At 45.6% G+C, this 16,484-nt stretch carries 18 protein-coding genes; 7 read left to right on the top strand and 11 right to left on the bottom strand.

Annotation, left to right across the window (positions count from 1 at the left end; all coding sequences use genetic code 11):
- Positions 1-32 precede the first annotated feature (32 nt).
- A complete protein-coding gene (locus PBAL39_RS18165; protein ID WP_008244221.1) occupies positions 33-548 on the bottom strand; it encodes a DinB family protein in 516 nt (171 codons plus the stop codon).
- A 297-nt stretch (positions 549-845) separates the two neighbouring features.
- Between PBAL39_RS18165 and PBAL39_RS18160 the strand changes: the two genes are divergently transcribed.
- Positions 846-1,739, top strand: a complete 894-nt coding sequence (locus tag PBAL39_RS18160) for an SMP-30/gluconolactonase/LRE family protein (RefSeq protein WP_198139847.1) — start codon at positions 846-848, stop codon at positions 1,737-1,739.
- 28 nt (positions 1,740-1,767) lie between these two features.
- Here the strand turns inward: PBAL39_RS18160 and PBAL39_RS18155 are convergent, their stop codons facing one another.
- The gene (locus PBAL39_RS18155) at positions 1,768-2,133 is read right to left on the bottom strand and encodes a response regulator transcription factor (RefSeq protein WP_008244213.1); all 366 of its coding nucleotides are present in this window, start codon (positions 2,131-2,133) and stop codon (positions 1,768-1,770) included.
- Positions 2,134-2,311: 178 nt separating this feature from the next.
- Here PBAL39_RS18155 and PBAL39_RS18150 point away from each other — a divergent pair, with 178 nt between their 5' ends.
- Both PBAL39_RS18150 and PBAL39_RS18145 read left to right on the top strand, forming a co-directional pair.
- Positions 2,312-2,830 (top strand): hypothetical protein, encoded by a 519-nt coding sequence (locus tag PBAL39_RS18150; RefSeq protein ID WP_008244212.1) that lies wholly within the window; start codon positions 2,312-2,314, stop codon positions 2,828-2,830.
- A gap of 304 nt (positions 2,831-3,134) precedes the next feature.
- Positions 3,135-3,530, top strand: coding sequence for a hypothetical protein (locus PBAL39_RS18145; RefSeq protein ID WP_008244211.1), 396 nt, complete (start codon positions 3,135-3,137; stop codon positions 3,528-3,530).
- Here the strand turns inward: PBAL39_RS18145 and PBAL39_RS18140 are convergent.
- Positions 3,523-4,827, bottom strand: a complete 1,305-nt coding sequence (locus PBAL39_RS18140) for a glycosyltransferase (RefSeq protein ID WP_008244210.1) — start codon at positions 4,825-4,827, stop codon at positions 3,523-3,525. The genes PBAL39_RS18145 and PBAL39_RS18140 overlap by 8 nt on opposite strands.
- 89 nt (positions 4,828-4,916) lie before the next feature.
- Here PBAL39_RS18140 and PBAL39_RS18135 point away from each other — a divergent pair, with 89 nt between their 5' ends.
- On the top strand, positions 4,917-5,498 hold the full coding sequence (locus PBAL39_RS18135; protein WP_008244209.1) for a tRNA-(ms[2]io[6]A)-hydroxylase: 582 nt from the start codon (positions 4,917-4,919) through the stop codon (positions 5,496-5,498).
- Between the two features lie 52 nt (positions 5,499-5,550).
- On the opposite strand, the gene PBAL39_RS18130 is transcribed toward PBAL39_RS18135, so the two are convergent.
- The 4 genes from PBAL39_RS18130 to PBAL39_RS18115 form a co-directional block, all read right to left on the bottom strand.
- The gene (locus PBAL39_RS18130) at positions 5,551-6,555 is read right to left on the bottom strand and encodes an SPFH domain-containing protein (RefSeq protein WP_008244208.1); all 1,005 of its coding nucleotides are present in this window, start codon (positions 6,553-6,555) and stop codon (positions 5,551-5,553) included.
- Between the two features lies 1 nt (position 6,556).
- A complete protein-coding gene (locus PBAL39_RS18125; RefSeq protein WP_008244207.1) occupies positions 6,557-7,912 on the bottom strand; it encodes a hypothetical protein in 1,356 nt (451 codons plus the stop codon).
- A gap of 51 nt (positions 7,913-7,963) precedes the next feature.
- Complete coding sequence (gene trxA / locus PBAL39_RS18120; protein WP_008244206.1) at positions 7,964-8,260, bottom strand: thioredoxin; 297 nt, start codon at positions 8,258-8,260, stop codon at positions 7,964-7,966.
- Positions 8,261-8,398: 138 nt separating this feature from the next.
- Positions 8,399-9,112 carry an SDR family oxidoreductase gene (locus PBAL39_RS18115; RefSeq protein ID WP_008244205.1) on the bottom strand — a complete coding sequence of 238 codons (714 nt, stop codon included), beginning with the start codon at positions 9,110-9,112 and terminating at the stop codon, positions 8,399-8,401.
- Between the two features lie 248 nt (positions 9,113-9,360).
- Between PBAL39_RS18115 and PBAL39_RS18110 the strand changes: the two genes are divergently transcribed.
- A complete protein-coding gene (locus PBAL39_RS18110; protein WP_039867059.1) occupies positions 9,361-10,212 on the top strand; it encodes an NAD(P)-dependent oxidoreductase in 852 nt (283 codons plus the stop codon).
- 24 nt (positions 10,213-10,236) lie between these two features.
- Here the strand turns inward: PBAL39_RS18110 and PBAL39_RS18105 are convergent, their stop codons facing one another.
- Positions 10,237-10,899 carry an HAD family phosphatase gene (locus tag PBAL39_RS18105; protein ID WP_039867047.1) on the bottom strand — a complete coding sequence of 221 codons (663 nt, stop codon included), beginning with the start codon at positions 10,897-10,899 and terminating at the stop codon, positions 10,237-10,239.
- Between the two features lie 20 nt (positions 10,900-10,919).
- Positions 10,920-11,834 carry an endonuclease/exonuclease/phosphatase family protein gene (locus tag PBAL39_RS18100; protein ID WP_008244201.1) on the bottom strand — a complete coding sequence of 305 codons (915 nt, stop codon included), beginning with the start codon at positions 11,832-11,834 and terminating at the stop codon, positions 10,920-10,922.
- 140 nt (positions 11,835-11,974) lie between these two features.
- On the opposite strand from PBAL39_RS18100, the gene PBAL39_RS18095 reads away from it, so the two are divergent.
- A complete protein-coding gene (locus tag PBAL39_RS18095) occupies positions 11,975-13,126 on the top strand; it encodes a hypothetical protein (RefSeq protein WP_008244200.1) in 1,152 nt (383 codons plus the stop codon).
- Between the two features lie 155 nt (positions 13,127-13,281).
- Entirely contained in the window at positions 13,282-14,631 is a 1,350-nt protein-coding gene (locus PBAL39_RS18090) for a PepSY domain-containing protein (protein ID WP_008244199.1), read from the top strand.
- Positions 14,632-14,785: 154 nt separating this feature from the next.
- On the opposite strand, the gene PBAL39_RS18085 is transcribed toward PBAL39_RS18090, so the two are convergent.
- A complete protein-coding gene (locus PBAL39_RS18085) occupies positions 14,786-15,646 on the bottom strand; it encodes a hypothetical protein (protein WP_008244198.1) in 861 nt (286 codons plus the stop codon).
- A gap of 135 nt (positions 15,647-15,781) precedes the next feature.
- Positions 15,782-16,477, bottom strand: a complete 696-nt coding sequence (locus tag PBAL39_RS18080; protein WP_008244197.1) for a hypothetical protein — start codon at positions 16,475-16,477, stop codon at positions 15,782-15,784.
- Positions 16,478-16,484 lie beyond the last annotated feature (7 nt).

Genomic DNA, 16,484 nt, shown 5'->3' with positions numbered 1-16,484 from the left:
GGAGGTGCTGATTTGATCGTTAACAGGCAGGACTAATCCCTGTTCCAGAATGCAGGGGGCTCGATGCCCATACTTCGAAGGTATACCGTCCCTTGCGCACGGTGGTGGATTTCGTTGTCAATGAAATACAGGATGGTAGAGAAGACCTGCCCTTCATACATTCCGAAGGCAAGAATGCGTTCCTGAAGGCGTGTTCCGCTGATTTGTGGCAGGTAAGTAACGATCTCTGCAGTAGCAGCGTCCCATAATTCCAGCAAATCTGCTTTCGAAGCAGCAACCGCCCTCGCTGAATGTTCCGTAAATCCCTGTTCGTTGCCCCATTCTCCGGTGATGATCCCTTTGACCCCAGGCGCGGAGACATCCAGAAGTTCTTTGACCATGTCGGCAAAAGTGCGCATACCACCGATGCTGTAGTCGAAGATCTTATCTTCCGGAAAGGCTTCGATCACGCGTCTTGTCAGTCGTCTGTGTCCCAGCCACTCGTTAAAAAGATCGTTGGAGCTCAGGAAGCTGGTTGATGATGTGGTGTTGTTTTCTGCTGTTGTCATTGTATTTTTTTTAGTTGAGATTAATTGATACAAAGAAAGCAGGGGCTGGTGACAGCCTTATGTCAGCCCTGATTTGTATTTTAAAAAAAATGCTGGTACAGGATTTTTCAAATTTTTTTATCGGTCACAATAAATCAGTGATTTGGGCGTCTTATATAGGAGAGCGTTAATTTAGATGAGCGGGAATGGTCAACATGATCATTTCCGCTTTTTTTTATTGAGAATCTTCAGCTGTTATTTTTCATTTTAGTATTTTGCAATCCGGCATTTATCCCTGATTTTTCAATTGATATGTTTATGCGTTTGAGTAGTTATCTTCTGATTCCAGTTCTTTTTACAAGTTTCATTGCTAAGGGGCAGGTGAATTCCGGCCTTTTTGTCCAGGATAGTCTGAAACTTGCGGGTGCAGGTTATGCTTTTACCGAAGGCTGTTCGAGGGATGCTGAAGGGAACGTATTTTTTACGGATCAACCCAACGATAAGATCTGGAAGTATGATGTTTCCTCTGGCGGGATGACGCTTTTTATGGACAAGACCGGACGTTCAAACGGAACCTATTTTGATAAAAAAGGCAATCTGCTGGTGTGTGCCGATGAAAAAGGCGCAATATGGTCGGTCAGTCCGGATGGGCAGGTCAGCATTTTACTCGATCAATTTAACGGGAAGCAATTCAATGGGCCGAATGACCTGTGGATCAATAATAAAGGCGCGATTTACTTTACAGATCCCTATTATCAGCGGGATTACTGGACCCGGACGAAACCCGATCTGGGCAGCCAGGATGTTTATTATCTGGCCAAAGGGGCCACTGCGGCAGTAAAAGTTGCTGATGGACTAAAACAACCGAACGGCATCGTAGGAACTCCCGACGGGAGGTTTTTATATGTTGCTGACATTGGCGATGGGAAAACCTATCGTTACGAGATATTGAAAAATGGAAATCTGGCCTCCCGCAAGCTGATCGCTGAGAAAGGGTCCGACGGCATGACGCTGGATGAGCGGGGAAACCTATACCTGACTGGTGGGGAAGGGGTAAACATTTTTGATTCGACCGGACTGGCGTTGGGCACGATTAAAGTTCCAAAGGGGGCGAGCAATGTCTGTTTTGCAGGGAAAAATAGAAAGCTGCTGTTCATTACTGCTAAAGATGCCGTTTATACGATACCAATGCAGGTCTCTGGCGTGGAGTAGTTTCTCTGGCGTGGAGTAGTTGCTGCGGCTAGGCTGCAGGGAGATGTGTCCTTACCCTGTCAAGGATAGAAAACAGGTCGAAAGGCTTGGGAATGAAATCGTCAGCACAGGACATCTGTTTTGCCTCTTCAGTAGGAAAGTGCGCAGACATGATGATGACCGGCTTACGCATCAATAGCTGGTCGTGTTTGATGCCCGAACAAACATCTATGCCATCCCCATCAGGGAGCATCACATCCAAAAGGAACAAGTCCGGTACTTTCCTGGACAGGCCTTGTTTAAAGGCTGCAACAGTCTCAAATAGTTCAGCATCAAAACCCTCTTCACTTAAAAAGTATTGGAGGATGTAACCTATATCTTTATTGTCTTCTACAATATAAATGCTCTTTCTCATGGCTTCCCTGGTTATTTATAGAATTGACATCTTTATCAATTATCTATCTTGCTGATACAAAGCCTGTGCCATAAATGATTGCTTTCCAAGGCAGACGTAACACAATAAAAGTCCTGCGCTGTTGTTATTAAGAAAAATAGTCAACCTGAAATAGATTTTAAAAGAATACTTTTGCCCTATGAAAAACTTTAAAATGATTATCCCTGCTGCCCTTGTCATACTGTCTGCATGTAGTCAGAGTACCACAGGTAGTAAAAATGCCAGCAATTCAACTGATTCCACTGCTACCGAAAATCCTGCTGCAGCACAAGGATTGGTTGCTACCATGCAAGTTGCCGATACCATTCGTGTAGGATCAGCATTACAGATGAAATTCGCTGTGCACAACTATGCCGATACTGCAACCAGTTTCTGTAAATGGCATACGCCCTTTGAAAGATGGATGAGTAAATACCTTGACATCAAGGATGAAAATGGCGTAGAGGCAAACTATAAGGGGGCCATGGCCAAGCGGGTGATGCCACCTCCTGCAGACAGCTATATCAAGTTGAACGCCAAAGACAGCGTATCCGTAACTGTAGACCTGCTGGAAGGATATGACATCAGCAAGCCAGGCAAATACACGGTCAGGTATCAGGGTGGTGACATCAGTGGCCTTGTCGTTAAAGATTCCTTGTCCTTTGTATATATCAAGTAATGATCAATATGCTCCGATCGTCATCAAAAAGTAATTGATTATCGCTGACAAATCCATTGATTTACTTTTATCGTTAATGTTATCGAAGTGCGAGAGAAGGGATGGCGTTGTGAGGGTGAGTGAGTTAGACATCAATTGAGAAAGGGATCTGTGGGGGATGGATGAAACCCGGAAAAAGAAATTTTTCCGGGTTTTTGTTTTTTTAAAACTCAGGTGTTTACGTAATATTTAGAAACTAAAAACAAATTCCGGTTACATGAGTTGTATTTTTTAGAAATTTTATTCATTCCTATATTTCGATACTATGGACCAAAAAGATACTAAAGACATTCAGGCATTGTGGGCAGAGGTTAAGACCTACATCACTTTACGTCTGGAGGAAGTGAGGCTCAAGGCCGTAGAGAAGGTTTCTAAGATCATGGCCGACCTCATCACCATATTGCTGATGATTACCTTTGCAGTCATGGCTTTTCTGGCCGCCTGCATTACCCTGGCTTTTTACCTTTCCGACCTGCTCAACAGCTATACGCAGGGTTTCGGATGTACGGCTTTGATTTTTCTGGCCATTGCGGTCATTACGTTACTGGCAAAGGACCGGTATATTGAGAAATGGATCTCCAATATGACAGTAAGAAGGTATTTCGAAAAACATTTTGAAGACGACGAAGAGGAAGAGCTGGCGAAGCAGCCTGTTAATTAGGCCCTTCATTCTGGTCTTCGGCAATACTGTTCTGCTTAGCCCTTTGATTTTGTTGGTGATCCAATTTTTTGTTCTTTTCAGAAATCCACAAAGACATGTATTTTAAGCTGTTGAGGCTATGGTGTTGCAGGATTTGTCCCACAAAGTTATGTTGGCGGTGTTTACCAAGTGTCGCTTGAATATGCCGTAACTTCAAATGCAAAGCAGATTCAAATGTGCTGCGCCCATAACGCTCATTGATGATTTTGAGCCCATTCCGACTGGCCTCCGTCCACTGCGGCTCATCAAGATATAACGCTGTAGCAATGGATACAAACTGCTCCGGCTGATCTGCGATGGCGCCGGGCCATTCCATGTTGCCTGCCATGCCTTCGGCCCCTATGGTGGTGGTCACTGAAGGAGTTCCGGACTTCATTGCATCGATAAATTTCCCTTTCAATCCGGCACCGAACCGGATAGGGGCGATCAACACCCGGTGACTGCTGATGGCGGTCAGGGCATCAACAGCACGTCCATGAACCAGGAACTTATCTTTCTCCTGGTGCAACTGCATCACCTTCTGACTTGCATAGGCGCCATAAATGTTTAGCGTAACATCTGGCAGGCGCTTCCTTAGTAAGGGCCATACGACTTTTTTCAGGTATTGTACCGTATCCCAGTTCGGTTCGTGCAGGAGATTTCCAATGAAAACAAAACCCTCACGATCCTCAAAGTCCCTCCATTGAGCAGCAGCTGTAGCCGTGATCTGTTCTTCCAGAAAGGGCAAATGATGAAGCAAGGAGGCGTCAATGCGGTAGGTATCCCTGAGGATGTCCATCTCAGCAGCGGAGATGATGAGCGAAAGGTCACATCGTAATATGGCGGCGAGCTCACGTTTTGCAAGATCCGTGAACTGTTCTGCATCACTGACCCTGCCGCCCGACTTCACTGCGAGCTGTCTGGCATTACGTAAGGTATGGAGGTCTTCAGTATCCAGTATCTTCACGCTGTCAGGACACTCCTGGTGAACACGCCATCCGTATTGTTCTTCCATAGCAAAGCGGTCGAACATGACGATGGCGGGACGGATGTTTTTGATCAGTACATTGAAGTGGTCATCATTGAGCCTGATCTCATGTGTAGTTACACCCAGGGCCGCGAGGTCAAAGCTGTGTGGGCCCTTTCCCGCCGCGCAGGCGAAGGACACCTCGTAGTCGGACTGTAGAAAGCGGATCAGCTGAAGCATCCTGCTGCCGGCTGCAGAAGATGTTGGTTCCGGCCATACCAGTCCGATAATCAAAGCTGTTTGTGCACTCATCAGGATTAATTTTTCGCAAAATAGATGTTTTTAACGCACAACACCCCGATTATTCTTAATTTTGACATTAATCATTTATTAATTAAAAGATGCTTGGACTAAAATTGCTTACTGACCCACGTTGGGCAAACATCGCCGAATCAAACCTGGAGGAGATATTGACAGACCATGCCTGGTGTGAGCAAAAAGCCGCTACCAATGCCATTACCTTGATTACCAACAACTCGGAACATCTTGACCTTGTGGAGGAGCTTACTGCAATTGCGATTGAGGAGCTTCAGCATTTTCAGATGGTGGTCGACATCATCAGAAAACGAGGTTATACCTTAGGTCGCGAGCGCAAAGATGATTATGTTGGAAGGCTTGCGAAGTTCTGTAAAAAGGATGGCAGCAGAAACAACTCTTTTATTGACCGCCTGTTGTTTGCTGCAATGATTGAAGCAAGAAGCTGTGAACGTTTCCGCGTGTTGTCGCAGCACATCAACGATGCGGAACTCTCTAAATTCTACCATGACCTGATGGTGTCTGAAGCGGGACATTACACCACCTTCCTGAACTTTGCACGTAAATACACGATCGATGTAGATGTCGACAAACGATGGAAAGAATGGCTGGATTTTGAAGGGGAGCTGATCCAGAGCTTCGGAAATAAAGAGGCCATTCACGGGTAGTTCCTTATTTCTCAGGAGCCCCTTGAGGGCGGGGACGATAATGTCCCCTGCTTTACATCCTACTCAGTATTTCTTTCTTTTTGCTGTCAAATTCTTCCTGCGTCAGGATGCCTTCATCCAGCAGCAGCTTCAGCCTTTGTAGTTTAACTACCGGGTCGGTATCCGTACTGTCAGCAGTAAGCTCTTGTTTTTTATCATCCAGTGCTTTGCCCAGCTCCATTCCAAAGCCCACCTGCAGGCCTGCGCCCGCAAGGCCGCCTTCATTCCGTGCCGCATCGCGGAGTGCTTCGAGTTTTTCAATTTCCAGATAGGAGAGTCCTCCCTCAGCAGCAGCACGGCTCTCGGCAGTGATGTCGGCAATTTTGCCAATGCGCTCGCGGGTATCTTTATCAAATGAGGTGCCCTGGATTCTGAAATCTTTCAGCTCGAGGCCCAGCGTAAGAAAGTCCTGGTTGAGTTTTTCCTTCAGACCTGCAGAAAGCTTTTCCAGCTGCGCATCGATCTGAAGATAGGCGAGGCCGGACTGCGCCATGTGTGCGATGAGCACCTGTGGGATTCTGGAGAGGATGATGGACTTGACATCATCAACGGTGTACTCGCTACGGGAGCCGATAATGTCCCTGAACAACAGTAGGGGGTCTGTAATGCGCATGCTGTAGTTCCCATACATGCCCATCTCGACCGGGATTTTGTATTCAGGGTCCAGGTATTTGACGGGTGTCGCAGTGCCCCATGCCTGATTGAGCGTATCTGCCTTACGGTAAAAATACAGGTGCATTTTGTGTTCGCTTTCGAAATACGTCCGGAACTTGAGCAGCGTTGTAATAAAAGGATGGTTTTCTGTGGCCAGGTTATATACCCCCTCGTCGCTGATGACTGCTTCGATTTTGCCCTCGTATACGAGGATGCATCCCTGTCCGGGGCCAACAATCAGCTTACTTGAATTTTTAATTTCGTCGGTAGGCACTGGAAAGCGGTACAACAGCAGCTGTGGCTGTTGGTTTTGCCATTCTACCACTGTGCTCAGTTGCCGTTTAAATAGATCTCCAAGTCCCATATTAGTCAAATTTATAAGTGTAAGTAATCTTTCCTTTCTGATCAACAATCATTCCCTTGCTGCTGTCTGTCACCACAAAATATCCCCCGGAAAAGGCAAGTGCCTTATCGGGCCTTTCACCCTTTGCCAGGTCCAATGTCCAGTTGATGGCACCAGTCTCACTGTTCAGCTGCTGCAATTTGTAGGGGCTGGCGGGATTGGCATCTGCCTTAATCATGATCAGGATGGTACCATTGGTTTCTGAGATGACTTTTGGAGAAAAATAGGTCCTTCCCGGTGTAAGGTCTTTCCAGCTCGTTACCCTTCCACGTTCTCTCTCATAGCCCCCCAACAGCTCTTTTCGATAAGGGCTACGTTCCGTGAAGATTCCGGATCCGCCGTAGTTTTTCCCCCAGGACAAGCGGTCTGTCACGTCTTTTGGACCTGCACCATTGTCTTTATATTTGATTTTGATCAGCTGTATCCGCTCTTCGGGAAAATCACTGCTTTCTGAGGTAAACAAGTAAGTTTCCTTATCCCTTGCACCTGGAAGCAAGGTGTTAAAGCCTGTACGGGCATCATAATATTGGTCTTTGGTATAGAGTTTCTGGATCAATGGGTAATAATAAAAGTTCTTTCCCTCATTGGTTAACAGGACCAGGCCATCACCGGCATCACTGTAAACGAACTCGATCGTAGCAACGCCCACCTGTAATTCAGGTTGAGCACTGAAAAATGACTTCCCTGCATCATTTAACTTTAGCCTGCCTTTATCGACGACAAAAAGTTTGTTCTTGCTCACAATGACATAGGTATTGCCGTCGCTGAAGTTCCTGATCTGTACATCCGATCCGGATACGTCGTCATCTCCGACTTTCTCTTCACCAAGTTTTTCTTTGGCCTTATCATCATAAAAAGTCAGGTAGATGCCATCCCTTTTCTTGCTTTCATTCCCATTGTAACTCCGGTCTTCGACCACTATCAATATGGGAGCTGCGGTTGGTGTTGCCAGGATGGGCTGCGCGTTGTACCTGCTGATGGAAAATATTTCTTTTTCCGCTGGCCTGGGTGATTCTGCTACTGTGTAGGACGGTGCCGGACTGGAAGATGTTGACGATTTGGTGATGACGATGGTCAGGATGGTGATAAAGACCAGGGCGATGCCTATGGCCAGGATCTTTACATTCTTCGCATTTTGCTCTGGGTTTGAAGAGGGGTGGTGATGCGTGTAGTTGTGGTTATAATTGATGGTTACGTCATCATTGTCAAGAAAATATTCCGTCTGGCAATTGCTGCAGCGGAAAAAATCAGGCTTTATTTCTGTTTTGGCAGTGCTGCCGCACTGCGGGCATTTCAGGACTTTTATTGCTTTCGCCATTGAGCGCTAAAGTGATTTTGAAGGATGAGTGATGGTCCCAGGGGACATGAATTATTTATATTGATTAATGAGTTGCTCCAGGTGTGAGGAGGGGACTACACCCGACTGGCGCCATAGGATTTTACCTTCTTTAAAAAGGATCAATGTTGGCACTCCCTGTACGCGGTAGGAGCTTGCCGCAGCCGGGTTTTTGTCGACATCGATCTTGAGAATGGTCGCATCCGAACCCACCTTTTTCTTTAAATCATCAAGAATGGGGGCCATGGTTTTACAGGGGCCACACCATGTGGCGTAAAAATCAACCAGTACCGGTTGATCGCTATTTATGATTTCCTTAAAACTTGCCATATTTTAATGCTTTTAGGTTCAGCTGATACAATTTATGATGTGTCAGTATTTACGTTCTTACTCACAAACAAAGTGCCAACACCATTAGTAGGTGCTGACTTCAAAATGGGCAGAAGCGATAAATGTGGAAAACAGCATTTATGATGTTTTTGTAGGCCTGATCTCCACTTTGCTCGGCAGTGTCCTCGAGGGCATGTTCAATAAATCTGCCACCAGACGGCCAATGTCTTCCGGTTGGATTTTCCATGCATCCTTCTCTGCATCAGGAGTATGTTTATTGAAGTGAGAAGCCACTGAGCCCGGCATAATGGTCGTTACCTTTACATTGTATTTTCTGAGGTCGAGCATGACCGACTGTGTAAATCCGGTAAGGCCAAACTTACTGGCATTGTAGGCCGAACCTTTTTCAAAGAAATTGGTACCTGCAAGACTTGAGATCGTAATGATGTGTCCCTCTTGCTTTTTGATCTGCTCCACTGAAGCCTTTATGCTGTAGAAGACACCGGTCAGGTTGGTGTCGATGGTGTCCAGCCAGGTTGCCGCATCCATTTCATCAATCGGAGCGAAATGTCCTACGCCGGCATTCGCAATCAGGATGTCCAGTTGTCCCCAACGTTCCAAAAGTACATTTACAGCAGCCTCCTGCGAAGCCAGGTCTTTTACATCGGCGGCAATGCCAATGACCTCGCCTAATGGTTTTAATTTGTCGGCAGCTTCGTCCGCATTTTGCTGCGAGCGACTGGTGATGGCTACGCGGTAACCCTCTTTCAGCAAAGTTGATGCGATACCAAAACCTATTCCTTTGCTTGCACCGGTGATGAGCACTACCTTATTCTGATTCTCTTTCATCATATTCTTATGTCTTTTATAGTTATTCTTTCTTTAATCAAACTCTGATTGGATTTTTATGTTTGACAAAAATGAAATTTTCAATGGATTTTCATGATGCTTCCCATAGACATGAGGTTCAGCATTCCATATATTTACTGCCGATTGACGGAGCATGATCAAAAGATGGTGTCGAATAAAAAGACAGTGTCTGCATAAAAACTCAATGTAGCTGATCAAACAGTATGGTAAATCTGATAAAAAATAAAGATATGAAAAACACAAGAGCAGGATGGATCGGTCTGGGAAACATGGGCGTCCCTATGGCAGGTCAGGTCCTTAACAAAGGATATTCGCTGACCGTATATAATCGTACGTTATCGAAGACAGAACCCCTTGTTGCACAAGGAGCAAAAGTTGCAGGAACACCAGGCGAACTGATTGCCGCTACGGATATTGTTTTCCTGATGGTTTCTGACGACCATGCGGTTGCGAGCCTGTTCGAAGGTGCTGATGGACTACTAAGTAAAGAACTCCACGGAAAGGTTATTGTGAATATGAGTACGGTATCACCAGCCATCAGCATAAAGATGGCTGCCGCCTGCAGTGCTGTAGGAATTGAGTACCTTGATGCCCCTGTTTCCGGTAGTGTAAAGCAGGCTACAGATGGACAACTGGTCATCATGGTTGGAGGTGAGGAGCAGGCATTTCATGCTGCAGAACCACTTTTATCCTGCATGGGTAAATTGGTGATGCACCTGGGAGCATCAGGTATCGGCAACAAGGCGAAGCTGGCCATCAATACTTTATTGGCGATATATACCGAAGGGCTTGCGGAAATTGTGACCTTCTCCAGGAAACACCAGATCAATACTGAAGACCTGCTGACCTTGTTAGGTAACGGTGCGCTGAGCAATGTGTTTACCAAGATAAAGGGCGATGCACTACTGAATGATAATTATCAGGCTGCCTTTGCATTGAAACATATGGTTAAAGATTTGAACCTGGCTAAAGATGAAGGGATGGACACTCCGTTGGCAAGGACCGCATTGGAAACCTTTAAATCAGCTGCTGCTGCGTTTGGAGAAGAAGATGTGATCGCTGTAATCAAACAACTGGGGTAGCAGCGATCAACATCGGTGTGTTGGCTATTGATTTACCAGTTCAGCAATTTGCTGGAAGGACAGTGTGGTGTAGTCTTCGATGTAAAGGTCGCAGGTCGGCAACTCTTCCTTTTTATGGGATGTAAGCACACCTACGACTTTCATGCCTGCATTCAGCGCTGCTGATATACCCGAAAAAGAATCTTCAAATACGATACACTGAGCTGGCTGCACATCCAGGTTAGCTGCCGACTTTAAGTAGACCTCGGGATCCGGCTTGTGTTTTTTCACATCTTCGCTGGCCAGTATGGATCCCAGGTTTTTGCGGATGTCAACCTTACTAAGGATCAGTTCAAGGTTGGCATAAGGAGCGGAAGTAGCCACGCCGAGCTGCACGCCATGAGCGACCAGGTCTGCCATGAATTCAGTGATGCCTGCAATGGGTTCCACATGAGGTTCATAAATTTTTCTAAACAGGCTTTCCTTTTCATCTTCAAGTTTCAGCAGTTCTTCACCCTCGACAGTTCTTTTGAAGAAGTGGCTCAGAATGTAGCTGTTACTCTTTCCGAACATATGTTGTGCGAATTCTTCATCAGTAGCATTGATATTTCTCGAAGAAAAGAAATCGCGGAACGCAATAGAGTGATAAGGATTGGTATGGCAAATGACACCATCCATATCGAAAATAACGGCTATTTTTCTATTCATCGCGCAAAGGTAGATAAATGCTAGGGATTTAAATCAATGACCGCCATTACCGGGAAGTGATCGGAGGGAAGCCTGGCCTCATATCGCTGAAGTGAGACTTCCTTCGGGAAGTTGCCGGAGGTACTGACTTCAGCATTTTCCTTCCCTGCGCTGCGGTAGGTATCAGTGAGCACCCCGTAACGTTTTACCTTGATGGATTTAGACAACAAGATGTGATCGATGCGGCTTTTGGTTTTTGTATTGATGTCGAAATGGTTAATGGTGCCATTCGTCGCGTATCTGAATGCGGTAGTTTCAAAAGCATCTGCGAGCTGCTGTCCGGTTAGGATGCCATAGATCTCATTGGTCTGGTCGACGTTAAAGTCGCCGGTTAGAATTGTCGGGGTGTCGCCCGCAATGGCCCTGATCTTGCGAAGGATCAGTTTTGCGCTTTCCCTTCTGGCTACGACGCCAACATGGTCAAAATGCGTATTGAAGAAATAGAACTTCCGGCCGCTTGCGAGGTGTTGAAAGGCACCCCAGGAACAGATCCTGGGCAGTGCTGCGTCCCAGCCTTTATTTGGCACATCCTCCTGTTTAGATAGCCAGAAGTTGCCACTGTCCAGCAGCTTGAATTTATCTTTTTTATAGAAAATCATAGCATGCTCACCGGCCCGCTTGCCGTCATCGCGGCCGACGCCGACATGACCATAACCAGTTAGTTTGCTGTCTAGGTCGTTCAATTGCTGTTGCAGGATCTCCTGAGCACCAAAGATGTCAAAATCGTGGAACTGGATGATGTCCGTAACCACTGGCATCCTTTGGCTCCATCCATTGCCATTTTTTTCATCCCCACTGTTTTTGTACCTGACGTTATAAGTGGCGATGTTGATTTGCTGTGCAAAGCTATTTTGGGTGAATAGGAGGGCGAAACCTAATAAGAAGTATCGGATCATAGTCATTTCGTTAATATCATTAAAGCGCGCAAGTTAAAGAAAATACAGAGCCGTTGGAAGTAACAAATCTTTTAAGAAAGGCCATTTTTGGTAGGGTATTTGCAGTTTCCAGAGAAAAAACAGCTAACGCTTAAAGCCCTATGAAAATTTTCAGTCCTCTGTTGCTCCTTGCATGTTTACACATTATGCCGCTCCGTGCTCAACAAAAATGCCTGCCCCTTCCTGACGCCCTCGGTAAAGAACTGGCCATGGCACTGCTCAACCATGACGACATCAGCCTGATGCCCGTTTTTCCAGATGCTGAAGAAATGAAGTTTGTTGAAAATTTTCAGCAGTCCTCACCAATAGCCGTTGTAGCAGGATCAGAAATGGACAGCCCTGAATCCAATGCCCTAAGTGAAAGCTGGAAGCAGCTGCTTCGCATCAAACAGGAACATCAAATAAACAGCAGCAATACCACATATGCTACTACTTTATACGAACAGGATCAGGTGGTATTGGAGGGAGCGCATATCAACCGTTACGTTTTGTATGTGGTACTGAAACAGGGCACAAAAAACATCGCATTTAATTGCACTGTGACCAGAAGGAATGACCAGTGGCTGTTACTGGATGTCAACAATGATTTCTATAACGCAGGGCCCAAAAGACCATATGGAAGTGGCATCACCCCCCTCAACTGGAATGAACAGCTTTCCGATCAGACAAAACTGACAGCTTTCGCTGAGCCCAAGTCCAAAAGAAATCCTGGATGGACTTCGGCAGAAGCCTGTCTGGAAGAGCCTTTGGCTTTTATCAAAAGTGTCATCAATGATTTGTCAGCAGGGAAACCTGCAGATCAATTTTCGCAGCTCATTTCCACTGCAGACTTTCTTAAGTACGAGTTGCCTGACATTGCGGTAATGATCGACAAAGCGATTGCTACGCCACAGGAAGAGCCATCGGAAGAAGGGCTGGCTGAATTGAAGGCGTTGCAGGGGCAGCTGAAAACCAGCCCGGCAACGCTCTATTCCAAATTTATAACCGACGACCTGGGGCAACTTGTTGACTACTTGAAAACGAGTAATTTTCAGCCGGATCATGTAACCAGCATCGACTATCAGATCAAAAACTTTGATCATGAGCTGCTTTCTTTGGGAAGTACCATTATGAAAGCAGATGTGCGGATAAAAACAGGCGACGCTCAAGAGGGGTTCATTTTTACCGCACACTGGCTCAATAATAAATGGATGCTCAATTATGTGCAAAGCAGTACCTATTCCATTTCTGAAACGGAGACCACTGTCGAATAAACTTTAGGAAGTGCTGTTGATTGTTCTGGCGGCACCTAAGGCCGGGAATACTTTTGTTGTTCTGAATTATTTGGATTTAATCTTAATAGGGTTATCTTTGATGCCTGACAGTGATGTCCGGCCTTAACCATTAAAAAATTCAGCATAAAAACGCGATGATTTCAAAAAACAACCCCTCACCGCCTAAAAAGAAGAAAACGGATTCCCTTTTTACGCGGATCAATAAATGGCTTCATCTTTGGTTAGGACTCGCGTCAGGAATAATTGTACTGATTGTGTGTATTACAGGATGTATTTGGGTTTTCAATGAAGAGATCACTGGTTTGCTTGAACCGGAGACCAAGATTGAAAGACAAGACAAACCTGTGATTACGCCAGCACAGGCAGGTGCTGCTGCTGCTAAATTGTATCCTGAGCTGGTGCCCAGCTATGCAAACTATCAGCAGGGAAGAACCATTAATCTCGGTTTGAAAGACCCGAATCAAAAAGGGCGGAGAGGCGGAGGCGGAGTGACGCTGAAGTTAAATCCCTATACAGGAGCGGTTGTGTCGAAGGAAGTGCATCAAAAGGGAGAGACAGATTTCTTCAGGTTTATCCTGAATGGTCATCGTTTCCTATGGATGCCTTACGCGATTGGAAGACCCATTGTCAACTACGGCACCATGGTCTTTGTGGTATTGCTTATTACCGGATTGATCTGGTGGTATCCAAAGAAATGGAACAAGTCTACACGTGATAAGAGTTTTAAAATTAAATGGGGAGCGTCCTTCAAGAGGGTAAACCTCGACCTGCACAATGTACTTGGATTTTATGCTTTGTTGTTTCTTTTGGCAATTGCACTGACGGGAATGGTGTATGGCATTAAATGGTATAGCGAAGGTTTGTACTGGGTTACGTCTGGAGGGAACAACCTTGCAGAATATAAAAGGGTGGAGTCTGATTCCTTGCAAAAGGCAAACCAACTTTATACGCCGCAACAGGCGATGGATATCGCATGGAATAAGGTAATTGTAAATCACCCGAAATCGGCAGGTTTTTACTACAGTTTCCCGGATACTGCCGATGCAAAGGCAGCGATATACATCACGGTTTATCCTTCTCCAGGTCAATTTTATAACAGCAAGGGGTATAGTTTTGATCAGCATACACTTAAAGAGATTAAACGCGATGACGTCTACAATGAAGATTACGATAAAGCTTCTTTTGGATCGAAGCTGAGGAAAATGAATTACGACATACATGTCGGCAGCATACTCGGTTTTCCGGGAAAGGTACTTGCCTTCCTTGCAGCGTTGATCGGTGCCAGTTTGCCGATTACAGGATTTCTGATCTGGTATGGACGTAAGTTCAAGAAAAAAAAGAGACCTGTAAATGAAAATAAAACAGGTGCCGGAAATGCTTCCAGTCCGCCGGCGCAAGTAAAACGGGTGATGAAACCAAAAACAGTGGTAAGGGAACCCCAACCTGAAGAGGTGGTTATGAATATTGGCAAATCCCTTTCTTAAGGGATTTTTTTTGACTGTGGTTGCTGATTTGTTAGTTAAAGACGTTGGCAGGTGTAACCTTCACGAGCTTCATTAGGTCTGGCAGCACAACGAAAGTTTAAGGCATAAAAAAGGTGCCCCTTTTGGGGCACCTATACAGAGAGAATCCGGGGGACTAGAGTACGTCTCTGGTTGCGTTTTTGATCCTGACTGTCACCTCATAAGTTCCTTCCTGATAAATTCTGAAGGTGAACCTTGGATTGATGCTGTAACCGCGGTCTGGCGTTGGAGTAATTCCCGGATCCAGCTTAGCAAAATTACCCGGGATCCTATAGTAAATGGTATACCCTTGGCCCGGAGGCCCTGCAACCAATGGGAATGGCGTAACTTCAAAATTACAGGTCATGGTGGAGTCTGTCAGCACAAGTGGGTGAAAACGTGCGAAAGTATCGAAGCTGTTCCTGTCGCCACGTTTGATAAACTCATTCTTTTTTGGATTGAATGGAGTACCGTTTTTGTCGACGATTTTCAGGATGATCAGCGTGCCTTCTGTGGAGGTCTTTTTGATTTTGACCTCAGGCTCGCCGATGTCGCCGCTGGTGCTGGTACCATCCTTAAACCAGGCCCCACCTCCGGCCGATTGCTCCGCTACAGGTCCCTCATATAAGGAGAAAGTACCAACATTTTTGAAATCTTTGGAGCCGTTTTCATTCGTTGCCCTCACGTCAAATTCGTAGCTACCAACAGGAACATTCGAGGTTGTTCCATAAAAGGTAAAAGCTCCGGTAAACTTATTGAATTCAAAGGATGGTGCGTTCAAGAGCTGACGGTGAGTATTCAACAGTTCGATGGTGGTATCCACGTCTACGTTGAACTGAGAAATGAAGATGTATCGCTCATAGTTGGCATACAGTGCGTCGGCGTGTTTTTTGGTGACGGCATCGCGGATGTCCAGTAGTTCATAAGTTACAGGGGCGCTGGAGCCGTCGTTATCTACAGCTTTTGTCTGTGTGACAATTCCTTTTTGAATCCTCATCGGACTATCTCTATAGCGTACCTGGTCACTTAAAAATCCATTTTCTACTTTTTTGCAAGCTGTTATAACCCCCAGGCATATCAATCCGGTGGCTATATATGTGATATATTTTTGCATGTCTTTAATTCGATTTGGTTAATTTTTAATGTCGCCAAAGAAGGTGAAGGTATGGGAGTTGTTCAATACGTGCACAATTCCCGTGTTTGTAATGATGCCGGAGGTTTGCACCCTAGCCTGCAGCAACTGTTCAGGATCTACCTGATTCAGCTGTGTAGAGTCTGTAGGAATCACACCAGTGCCATCCTCCAGCTTGACAATCTTGGTCAGGTATACATACCTGGGTTGTACAGGGAAGGTGTTTGGATTCGTATAATCGTTTGTCGGAATGGCCTGTATCAATCTGTTTTCACCATCATTGGCCTTTCTGAATCTGCCTGTTTCTGTAAGGAAACTCAACGGCAACCGGTCTTTGAACAGATAGGCCCTTAACGAATCCTTAAGATTGGGCAGCACGATGTCATCAAAGGTAAATGTGAGGTTCTCGTCGTTATTCTGAATGCGCAACTGCGCCTGTTTCTCTACCACATAATTGTGGATGGCGTAATTCGTCAGGGCAAATACTGTTCCGCTCTGGTTCACTTCATCTTTTAGCTGCATCCGATCGATCATGATGACTAGTGTGTCAAATAGACGATTGGTTTTCAGGTAATCGTAGGTGCTCAGATTTACTTTCTCTTCATAGAGACTGCCACCGATTACGTAGTCCTTTTTGCAGGCGTAAAACGTAATTATGGCCAGTACTGCAATGCATATTAAAGGTATTTTTTTCATGTCTGTT

Origin of the sequence: Pedobacter sp. BAL39 (assembly GCF_000170795.1) — a bacterium.
Lineage (GTDB): Bacteria > Bacteroidota > Bacteroidia > Sphingobacteriales > Sphingobacteriaceae > Pedobacter.
Note: the sequence above shows the minus strand (reverse complement) of the source record. Positions and strands in the feature narration are given on the sequence as shown.

What these genes read in the sequence shown, in the direction of transcription:
- PBAL39_RS18165 (WP_008244221.1), bottom strand. Translation starts at nt 548, where the DNA reads ATGACAACAGCAGAAAACAACACCACATCATCAACCAGCTTCCTGAGC.
- PBAL39_RS18160 (WP_198139847.1), top strand. Translation starts at nt 846, where the DNA reads ATGCGTTTGAGTAGTTATCTTCTGATTCCAGTTCTTTTTACAAGTTTC.
- PBAL39_RS18155 (WP_008244213.1), bottom strand. Translation starts at nt 2,133, where the DNA reads ATGAGAAAGAGCATTTATATTGTAGAAGACAATAAAGATATAGGTTAC.
- PBAL39_RS18150 (WP_008244212.1), top strand. Translation starts at nt 2,312, where the DNA reads ATGAAAAACTTTAAAATGATTATCCCTGCTGCCCTTGTCATACTGTCT.
- PBAL39_RS18145 (WP_008244211.1), top strand. Translation starts at nt 3,135, where the DNA reads ATGGACCAAAAAGATACTAAAGACATTCAGGCATTGTGGGCAGAGGTT.
- PBAL39_RS18140 (WP_008244210.1), bottom strand. Translation starts at nt 4,827, where the DNA reads ATGAGTGCACAAACAGCTTTGATTATCGGACTGGTATGGCCGGAACCA.
- PBAL39_RS18135 (WP_008244209.1), top strand. Translation starts at nt 4,917, where the DNA reads ATGCTTGGACTAAAATTGCTTACTGACCCACGTTGGGCAAACATCGCC.
- PBAL39_RS18130 (WP_008244208.1), bottom strand. Translation starts at nt 6,555, where the DNA reads ATGGGACTTGGAGATCTATTTAAACGGCAACTGAGCACAGTGGTAGAA.
- PBAL39_RS18125 (WP_008244207.1), bottom strand. Translation starts at nt 7,912, where the DNA reads ATGGCGAAAGCAATAAAAGTCCTGAAATGCCCGCAGTGCGGCAGCACT.
- trxA (WP_008244206.1), bottom strand. Translation starts at nt 8,260, where the DNA reads ATGGCAAGTTTTAAGGAAATCATAAATAGCGATCAACCGGTACTGGTT.
- PBAL39_RS18115 (WP_008244205.1), bottom strand. Translation starts at nt 9,112, where the DNA reads ATGATGAAAGAGAATCAGAATAAGGTAGTGCTCATCACCGGTGCAAGC.
- PBAL39_RS18110 (WP_039867059.1), top strand. Translation starts at nt 9,361, where the DNA reads ATGAAAAACACAAGAGCAGGATGGATCGGTCTGGGAAACATGGGCGTC.
- PBAL39_RS18105 (WP_039867047.1), bottom strand. Translation starts at nt 10,899, where the DNA reads ATGAATAGAAAAATAGCCGTTATTTTCGATATGGATGGTGTCATTTGC.
- PBAL39_RS18100 (WP_008244201.1), bottom strand. Translation starts at nt 11,834, where the DNA reads ATGATCCGATACTTCTTATTAGGTTTCGCCCTCCTATTCACCCAAAAT.
- PBAL39_RS18095 (WP_008244200.1), top strand. Translation starts at nt 11,975, where the DNA reads ATGAAAATTTTCAGTCCTCTGTTGCTCCTTGCATGTTTACACATTATG.
- PBAL39_RS18090 (WP_008244199.1), top strand. Translation starts at nt 13,282, where the DNA reads ATGATTTCAAAAAACAACCCCTCACCGCCTAAAAAGAAGAAAACGGAT.
- PBAL39_RS18085 (WP_008244198.1), bottom strand. Translation starts at nt 15,646, where the DNA reads ATGAGGATTCAAAAAGGAATTGTCACACAGACAAAAGCTGTAGATAAC.
- PBAL39_RS18080 (WP_008244197.1), bottom strand. Translation starts at nt 16,477, where the DNA reads ATGAAAAAAATACCTTTAATATGCATTGCAGTACTGGCCATAATTACG.